7 protein-coding genes are annotated in these 7,581 nt (G+C 67.4%); all 7 read left to right on the plus strand.

Annotated features, from left to right (window positions below):
• Positions 1-357 (plus strand): precorrin-6A/cobalt-precorrin-6A reductase (locus G6020_RS01445; protein WP_182609427.1); only part of this gene is annotated, 357 nt, incomplete at its 5' end.
• A gap of 354 nt (positions 358-711) precedes the next feature.
• Positions 712-1,458, plus strand: a complete 747-nt coding sequence (locus G6020_RS01450) for an ABC transporter ATP-binding protein (RefSeq protein WP_194305911.1) — start codon at positions 712-714, stop codon at positions 1,456-1,458.
• Positions 1,455-2,267: an ABC transporter ATP-binding protein gene (locus tag G6020_RS01455; protein ID WP_182609429.1), complete on the plus strand. Its 813-nt coding sequence runs from the start codon at positions 1,455-1,457 to the stop codon at positions 2,265-2,267. The genes G6020_RS01450 and G6020_RS01455 overlap by 4 nt, the downstream gene beginning before the upstream one ends.
• Positions 2,267-4,102 (plus strand): AMP-binding protein, encoded by a 1,836-nt coding sequence (locus G6020_RS01460; RefSeq protein WP_179524133.1) that lies wholly within the window; start codon positions 2,267-2,269, stop codon positions 4,100-4,102. Before G6020_RS01455 ends, G6020_RS01460 begins: the two co-directional genes overlap by 1 nt.
• Positions 4,099-4,986, plus strand: a complete 888-nt coding sequence (locus G6020_RS01465) for a branched-chain amino acid ABC transporter permease (RefSeq protein ID WP_179524134.1) — start codon at positions 4,099-4,101, stop codon at positions 4,984-4,986. The genes G6020_RS01460 and G6020_RS01465 overlap by 4 nt, the downstream gene beginning before the upstream one ends.
• On the plus strand, positions 4,983-6,209 hold the full coding sequence (locus G6020_RS01470; RefSeq protein ID WP_179524135.1) for a branched-chain amino acid ABC transporter permease: 1,227 nt from the start codon (positions 4,983-4,985) through the stop codon (positions 6,207-6,209). Before G6020_RS01465 ends, G6020_RS01470 begins: the two co-directional genes overlap by 4 nt.
• A gap of 31 nt (positions 6,210-6,240) precedes the next feature.
• Positions 6,241-7,524: an ABC transporter substrate-binding protein gene (locus G6020_RS01475; RefSeq protein ID WP_182609430.1), complete on the plus strand. Its 1,284-nt coding sequence runs from the start codon at positions 6,241-6,243 to the stop codon at positions 7,522-7,524.
• Positions 7,525-7,581 lie beyond the last annotated feature (57 nt).

The raw sequence follows: 7,581 nt of genomic DNA on the forward strand, positions 1-7,581 counted from the left end.
CGCCCGTTCCTCACCGTCGGCCGACAGTCACTGGCGAGGTTCGTCGGTCCGCTCGCCACCCGCGAGGCGCTGGTGAGGGTGGTCGACCCGCCCGAGGGGACGATCCCCGCCCGGTGGCGGCTCCTGCTCGACCGTGGTCCCTACTCGGCCGAGGGCGAGCGGGCGCTGTTCACCGCGCACCGGGCGGACGTGCTGGTGACCAAGGACTCGGGAGGCGTGCACACCTGGCCGAAGATGGCGGTGGCCGCCGAACTCGGGGTGCCGGTGGTCGTGGTGCGCCGCCCGGGGGCCGCTCCGGGTGTAGAGGTGGTGGCCGACGCGGTGTCCGCCGTCGACCGGGTCGGGACCCTGGCCTGAGGAGGCTCCGGACGCCGGGTTCCGGGCCGATCCACAGGGTCCGATGACGGGGTTAACACACGTGTAGAGACGATCGACGCCTCGCCTGGCCGCGTCCGTCCTCGCCGGACCCGATCTCGCGCGGGTCTGCATCGTCGCAGGTCAATCAGGTCGAGGACGGTGGACTGGCCTCACGTATCACGACTCCGGCGCCACCCGCAGGGACTTCGCCCAGCCCGGCGCCGCCGAGAACATGATCAGAGAAATCGGCCTAAACACAGAAATGTTCGGACACCTGAGAATAGTGTGGTCTCCATCACACCAGGAGGCCGAGTGTTATCAGTTCGTAATCTCGAGGTCGTCTACGACGACGCGATGCTCGTCATCAGAGGTGCGAGTTTCGACGTGCCGGACGGCCACATCGTCGCGCTGCTGGGCGCGAACGGAGCCGGCAAGTCGACGCTGCTGCGCAGCCTCTCCGGACTACTCGATGTCCACAACGGGGCCATCACCAAGGGGTCGGTCACCCTCGACGGGGAGGACATCGGTTCGCTGAGCGCACCCGCGATCGCGCGACACGGCGTCAAGCACGTCCTCGAGGGGCGACGGATCTTCAAGGAGTTCTCGGTCGAGGAGAACCTGCGCATCGGCGCGCACGTCACGCGCCGCCACCTCCGCGAGGGCCTCGAGCGCGTCTACGGGCTCTTCCCCGTCCTCCACGAGCGCAGGTCGCGAGTCGCCGGCTACCTGTCCGGCGGCGAGCAGCAGATGCTGGCGATCGGCCGGGCGCTCATGTCCGCACCGCGATACCTCCTGCTGGACGAGCCGAGCCTGGGCCTGGCGCCCAAGATGGTGGAGCAGATCCGGGACATCATCGTGGAGATCAACTCGCAGGGGACCGGGGTGCTGCTGGTCGAGCAGAACGCGGCGATGGCGCTGTCGATCGCCCGACACGGGTACGTGGTGGAGACCGGCCGCGTGGTCATGGACGGGCCCGCGGCGGACCTGCTCGACAACGACGACATCCGCGAGTTCTACCTGGGCGCGCGCTCGGACTCCGACGAGACGAAGTCCTATCGCGACGTCAAACAGTACCGGCGGCGCAAGAGGTGGGCGTCATGACGAACCCGTCCACCTCCACCCCGGTCGTCGAGTTCTCGCAGGTGAGCCTGGCCTTCGGGAACCTCAAGGCGATCGACGGCGTCGACTTCACCGTCAACCCGGACGAGCTCTTCGCGATCATCGGCCCCAACGGCGCCGGGAAGACCAGCATCTTCAACGTCCTCTCGGGCGTGTACCGGCCGCAGCAGGGGTCGGTGAAGCTCAGGGGACAACAGCTCCTGGGGATGCGTCCGCACAAGATCGCCCGCCTGGGGGTCGCCCGGACGTTCCAGAACGTCGAGTTGTTCGCCAACCTGACGTTGGTCGACAACCTCATGCTGGGCCGGCACGTGAAGTTCCGCTACGGCACGCTCGCGGCGATCGCCTGGGTGGGGCCGGCCAGACGCCAGGAGGAACTGAACCGCGCCGCGGTCGAGGAGATCATCGACCTGCTGGAACTCCAGGCGTGGCGCAAGCTCCCGGTGGGGCTGCTGCCCTACGGCATCCAGAAACGCATCGAGCTGGGGCGGGCCCTGGCCATGGAACCCGAGATCCTCCTCCTCGACGAACCCGTGGCGGGGATGAACCTCGAGGAGACCGAGGACACCGCGCGCTTCCTGCTCTCGATCCGACAGGAGTTCAAGACCCCCATGATCCTCGTCGAGCACGACATGAGCCTGGTGATGGACATCGCGGACCGCGTGCTGGCCATCGACTTCGGCGCCCCGCTGGCCCTCGGCACCCCTGCGGAGGTCCAGAGCCACCCGGCGGTGGTGGAGGCCTATCTGGGCGGCCAGGCCGCGGTGCCCGCGGACGGAGGGGGGAGCTGATGAGCACCACCACTCTGGCCACGCGGGTGCGGGACAACGCCGCCGCCCACCCCGGGGACGTGGCACTGCGCAGGAAGTCCCGGGGTGTCTGGCAGCCGACCACCTGGGCGCAGTACTGGGACCAGATCCAGGACGTCGCGCACGCGCTGATCGCGCTCGGGATCGACACCCAGGACCGCGTCGCGATCCACAGCGAGAACCGCCCCGAGTGGCTGATCTGCGACATCGCGACCGTGGCCGTCCGGGGCGTCAGTGTGGGCGTCTATCCGACCAACCCGGCCGCCGAGGTCGGGTACCTGCTGGAGAACAGCCAGGTCAGGCTGCTGGTGGCCGAGGACCAGGAACAGGTGGACAAGGCGCTGGCGGTCTCCGACCAGTGTCCGGACCTCGCGCACATCGTGTACCTGGAGCCGCGCGGGATCCGGGGACACTACGACGACGAGCGCCTCATCTACTGGGACGACTTCCTTGCACTCGGTCGCGAGCACCGTCAGAGGGACGACGGGGCGGTGAACCGGCGGATGGAGCAGGCACAGCCCGACGACCTGATCACCCTCGTCTACACCTCGGGATCGACCGGCCCGCCCAAGGGAGCCATGCTCACCACGTCCAACGTCGAGTTCGCTATCGACACCGTCATGACCCGCGGGGGGACGTCCGATCCGCCGCCGGGACCGTCCGACTACGTGCTCACCTACCTCCCGCTCTCGCACGTCGCCGAGCGCTTCTTCACCACCTGGATGAGCTGCGCGAGCCGGCTCCAGGTGACGTTTGCCGAGTCCATCGACACCGTCCCCCAGAACCTCCAGGAGGTGCAGCCCACCCTGGTGATGGGTGTTCCGCGGATCTGGGAGAAACTCCTGGCCTCGGCCCAGATTCGTCTGGAGGACGCCACCTGGCTCAAGCGGAAGTGGTCGGGCTTCTGGCTGGCGCGGGCCGAGCGGATCGGCGATGCCCTGGTCTCGAACGGCGGCCGGCACACCCCGGCCAGCCGCACGTGGTACGTGCTGGGGTGGATCTGCATGTACCGGGCGCTGCGGGTCCGGACGGGATTGCGGTACGCGCGCTACGCGGTCTCCGGAGCTGCGCCGATCGCCCCGGAGGTGCTCAAGTTCTTCATGGGGATCGGTGTACCGATGCACGAGCTCTACGGGATGACCGAGAACTCGGCGATCGCCACCACCAACAAGCCCGGACGGGTGAAGCTCGGAACCGTGGGTGAGCCCCACGAGGGCACCGAGCTGAAGATCGACGAGACCACGGGCGAGATCCTGGTCCGGAGCCCGGCGGTGTTCGCCGGGTACTGGCGCAACCCGGAGAAGACGGCCGAGACCATCGACGCCGAGGGCTGGCTCCACACCGGGGACGTGGGCGAATGGGTCGACGGGACCCACGTCACGATCACCGACCGGATGAAGGACATCATCATCACCGCCGGCGGCAAGAACGTGTCCCCGTCGGAGGTCGAGAACGCCCTCAAGGTGTCCCCCTACATCAAGGAGGCCCTCGTGATCGGCGACGGCCGCAGGTTCCTCACCGCGCTCATCGGGATCGAGCTCGACACTGTCGGCGACTGGGCCACCCGCAAACGGATCGCCTACACCACCTACCGCGACCTGACGGAGAAACCCGAGGTCCGCGAGCTGGTGCAGGGGGTCGTCGACACCGCCAACGAGAGGTTCAACGCCGTGGAGCAGGTCAAGGCGTTCGCACTGCTGCCCAAGGAACTCGATCACGACGAGGGCGAGCTGACCGCGACCCAGAAGGTCAAGCGCTCGGCGGTGACGGGGATGTTCGCGGACCTCGTCGACGAGCTGTACGAGGGGGCACGATGACCCAGTTTCTCAGTGCCCTGAGCGTCGGTCTGGGCTCGGGTGCCATCTACGCACTCGTCGCGATCGGCTTCGTCATGATCTTCAAGGCCACCGGCGTTATCAGCTTCGCGCAGCCCGCGTTCCTCATGTCCGGTGCGATCATCGTCAGCTTCCTCGCTCCGGTGATGGGCTTCTACGTCGGAGCGATCCTCGGGGTGGTCGCCATCGGCGTCGTGGCTCTGCTGGTCGAACGGACGGCGATCCGACCGATGATCGGCAAGGCGGTGTTCATCATCGCGATCATCACCGTGGGACTGGATATCGTCCTCCGCACGATCGCCGGCATGTTCCTGGGTTCTCAACCGCGGTCGGTCGGGGACCCGTGGGGAACCGACGTCTCGGTGATCGCCGGGGTCGTCGTCCAACACAGGCACGTGGCGGCGTTCGTCACCGCCACGGTGATCGTCATCGCCCTCCTGCTGTTCTTCCGGTATTCCTCGGTCGGCCTGGCGATGCGGGCGGTCGCCTCCGACCAGGAGGCCGCGATGGCCCAGGGGGTGAGCGCCAGCCTGATCTTCGCGCTGTCGTGGGCGATGGCCGGTGCGCTGGCCGCGATCGCGGGGATCTTCGCCGCGACCGGCGGTCCTATCGGCAACACCCTGTGGTTGGTGGGACTCATCGCACTGCCCGCGATCGTCATCGGCGGGTTCGACTCGATAGGTGGCGCGATCATCGGCGGCCTGACCATCGGTATCGCCCAGGCCGTCGTGTCGACCTATCACAACCAGTGGTTCCCGGAACTCACCACCAATCTCGGACCGCTGATGCCCTGGATCATCATGCTGGCGGTGCTTCTCGTCAGGCCACACGGACTGTTCGGCACCAAGGAGGTGGAACGGGTATGAGCCATCTCGTATCTTCAGCGGACCCATCCGATACCTCGAGCGGGTCCCGCGGGTCGGCCGGGTCCGCATCGGGATCCCCGACGTCGCAGTCGGGGGCCGGAGGTCGGACCGGTTTCTTCGGACGGCCCCGCGGTCGGCCGGAGCTGTACTCCAGTTACCGGCAGGAACAGGCGCTGTTCAACACGCGCGCCAAGGCGGTCGGCGCCGCGATACTCATCGGAATCGCGGTACTCCTGCCGTTCAACGTCAGCGACGACCTGTTGCGGATCCTCGGCCTGGGACTCGTTCTGGCCATCGGCGGTATCGGGCTCAACCTGATCACCGGCTACGCAGGTCAGATCTCCCTCGGCCACGCGTTCTTCGTCGGGGTCGGGGCGTACACCGCATCGGTGGTGGCCGGCGATCCCGAAGGGCGCGCACTGGGCCTGGGCATCACCTTCGTCCCGGTGTGGATCATCGCCGCGGGTGCGATGGCGGCGCTCTGCGGGGTGGTCGTCGCCCCCTTGGCCACCAGGCTGCGGGGTCTGTATCTCGCGGTGGTGACGCTGGGCCTCGTGTTCCTCGGCACCTACATCTTCACCGAGTGGTCGAGTGTCACCGGGGGGCCGGGAGTCGGTCGCGAAGCACCGCGCCCCGTCGTGTTCGGCAACGACCTCACCCTGGACAGTGCGTTCACCTCGGACCAGAAGCTGTACTGGTTCTTCCTCGCACTCCTCCTGATCGGGGCGCTCGCGGCCCGGAACATCGCCCGCTCGCGGATCGGGCGCGCCTTCGGGGCGATCCGCGATCGCGACATCGCGGCAGGTGTCATGGGCGTCGACCTGGCGCGCTACAAGCTCATCGCGTTCACGGTCTCGTCGTTCTACGCCGGCGTGTGCGGGTCACTGCTGTTCGTCGCGAACCGACACTTCGGGCCGGAGCAGTTCGGACTGATCATGTCGATCCAGTTCGTCGCCATCGTCTTCATCGGCGGGGCCGCGACCATCTCCGGGTCGATCATGGGCGCCCTGCTGATCGCGTCACTTCCCCGGATCTCGGCGGAGGTCGCCCACCTGTTCCCGTTCATCTCCACTGCACCCAACGCCAGCCCCAACATCTTCGAGGTCGAGGCGATTCTGTACGGCGGCCTCATCGTGGCGTTCCTGTTGTTCGAACCGCGCGGTCTGTACGGCGTGTGGCTGCGAATGCGGATGTATTGGAAGAGCTTCCCGTTCACCTACTGAACCCACCCACTGAACACCTGAGGAGAACACCATGAAGTCGAAGACACTACGCAGCGGGGTGGCCGGCCTGTCGGCGATCGCCCTGGTCCTGGCGGGCTGTGGCCGCGACGACGGCGGAGACACCGAGGTCGCCGGCGTCACCGAGGAACCGTGCTCACAGGCGATCGATGACTCGAAGGGCTGCATCTACCTGGGAGCGATCACCGACCTGACGGGACCGTTCTCACCGATCGGCGCCCCGATGATCGAGGGCTCCCAGGCCTACTGGCAGAACGTCAACGAGAACGGCGGCATCGGCGACTACGAGGTCGACATGGTGACCCACGTCCGGGACAACGCCTACAACGAGACCACCCACTCCCAGGAGTACCGGGAGATCAGGGACCAGGTCCTGATGTTGGCCCACTCGATGGGCACCGCCCACACCAACGGCATCCTCGACGACACCCGGCAGCAGAACATCGTCACGGTCCCCGCATCCCTGGGGTCGAACTGGCTGTTCGAGGAGGGCGTCATGGAGTTCGGCACCAGCTACTGTGCCGAGGCCATGAACATGGTGGACTACGCCGTCGACAACTTCGACGCGACGAGTGTCGGCGCGGTGCACTTCCCCGGTGACTACGGTGACGACGCCGCCAAGGGCGCGGAGATCGCCGCCGAGGAACGCGGTGTCGAGTTCACCCGGTACACCACGGCCCCCGGCGGGACCGACGAGCAGACCGCGGTGATCCAGCGGATCCTGGCCGATCAACCGGACGTCGTGGTCCTCTCCACCAGTGCGATCGAGACCGGCGCCATCGTGGGTGCCACCGTCGCGCAGGGGTTCGAGGGCCAGTTCATCGGTTCCACTCCCACGTGGAGCGCCGGTCTGATGGGAAGCCAGGCCGCGCCGGCACTCGAGGCGCGCTACCTGCACGCCGGAGCGGTGGCTCCGTGGGGCCACGACTCGGAAGGCCACATCGAGATGCGGGAGGTCGCCGAATCCATGGGGACCGAGCCCGATGACTGGTTCGTCCTGGGTTGGGGTGCCTCGTCGGTCATCCACGGACTCCTGGAGCAAGCGGTCGAGAACGATGAGCTCACCCGAAGCGGTCTCTACGAGTCGGTCGACTCGCTGACGGGGGTCGACACCGGTGGGATGTTCGCGGAGGGAGCCGGGGACTACTCGGGAGACGTCAACGAGAACGCGTCCCGCTCGAGCATCATCAACCGGATCGAGCCGGGCAGTCCCACGGGCCTCGTCCTGGAGGAGGAGTGGTACGAGGGACCCACGGCGGCCGACTTCGAGTACACGGAGGCGTGCTACCTGATGTGACCGCCCTGAGGTGATCCTCTCAGCGGATACCGGCCGCCCGTCGACCACTGTCGACGG

It is taken from the genome of Dietzia sp. B19 (genome assembly GCF_014145155.1).
Taxonomy (GTDB): Bacteria; Actinomycetota; Actinomycetes; order Mycobacteriales; family Mycobacteriaceae; genus Dietzia; species Dietzia natronolimnaea.

Bases quoted from the DNA above. Each gene is read 5' to 3' on its own strand.
- G6020_RS01460 (WP_179524133.1), top strand. From the start codon at position 2,267: ATGAGCACCACCACTCTGGCCACGCGGGTGCGGGACAACGCCGCCGCC.
- G6020_RS01475 (WP_182609430.1), top strand. From the start codon at position 6,241: ATGAAGTCGAAGACACTACGCAGCGGGGTGGCCGGCCTGTCGGCGATC.
- G6020_RS01455 (WP_182609429.1), top strand. From the start codon at position 1,455: ATGACGAACCCGTCCACCTCCACCCCGGTCGTCGAGTTCTCGCAGGTG.
- G6020_RS01470 (WP_179524135.1), top strand. From the start codon at position 4,983: ATGAGCCATCTCGTATCTTCAGCGGACCCATCCGATACCTCGAGCGGG.
- G6020_RS01465 (WP_179524134.1), top strand. From the start codon at position 4,099: ATGACCCAGTTTCTCAGTGCCCTGAGCGTCGGTCTGGGCTCGGGTGCC.
- G6020_RS01450 (WP_194305911.1), top strand. From the start codon at position 712: ATGCTCGTCATCAGAGGTGCGAGTTTCGACGTGCCGGACGGCCACATC.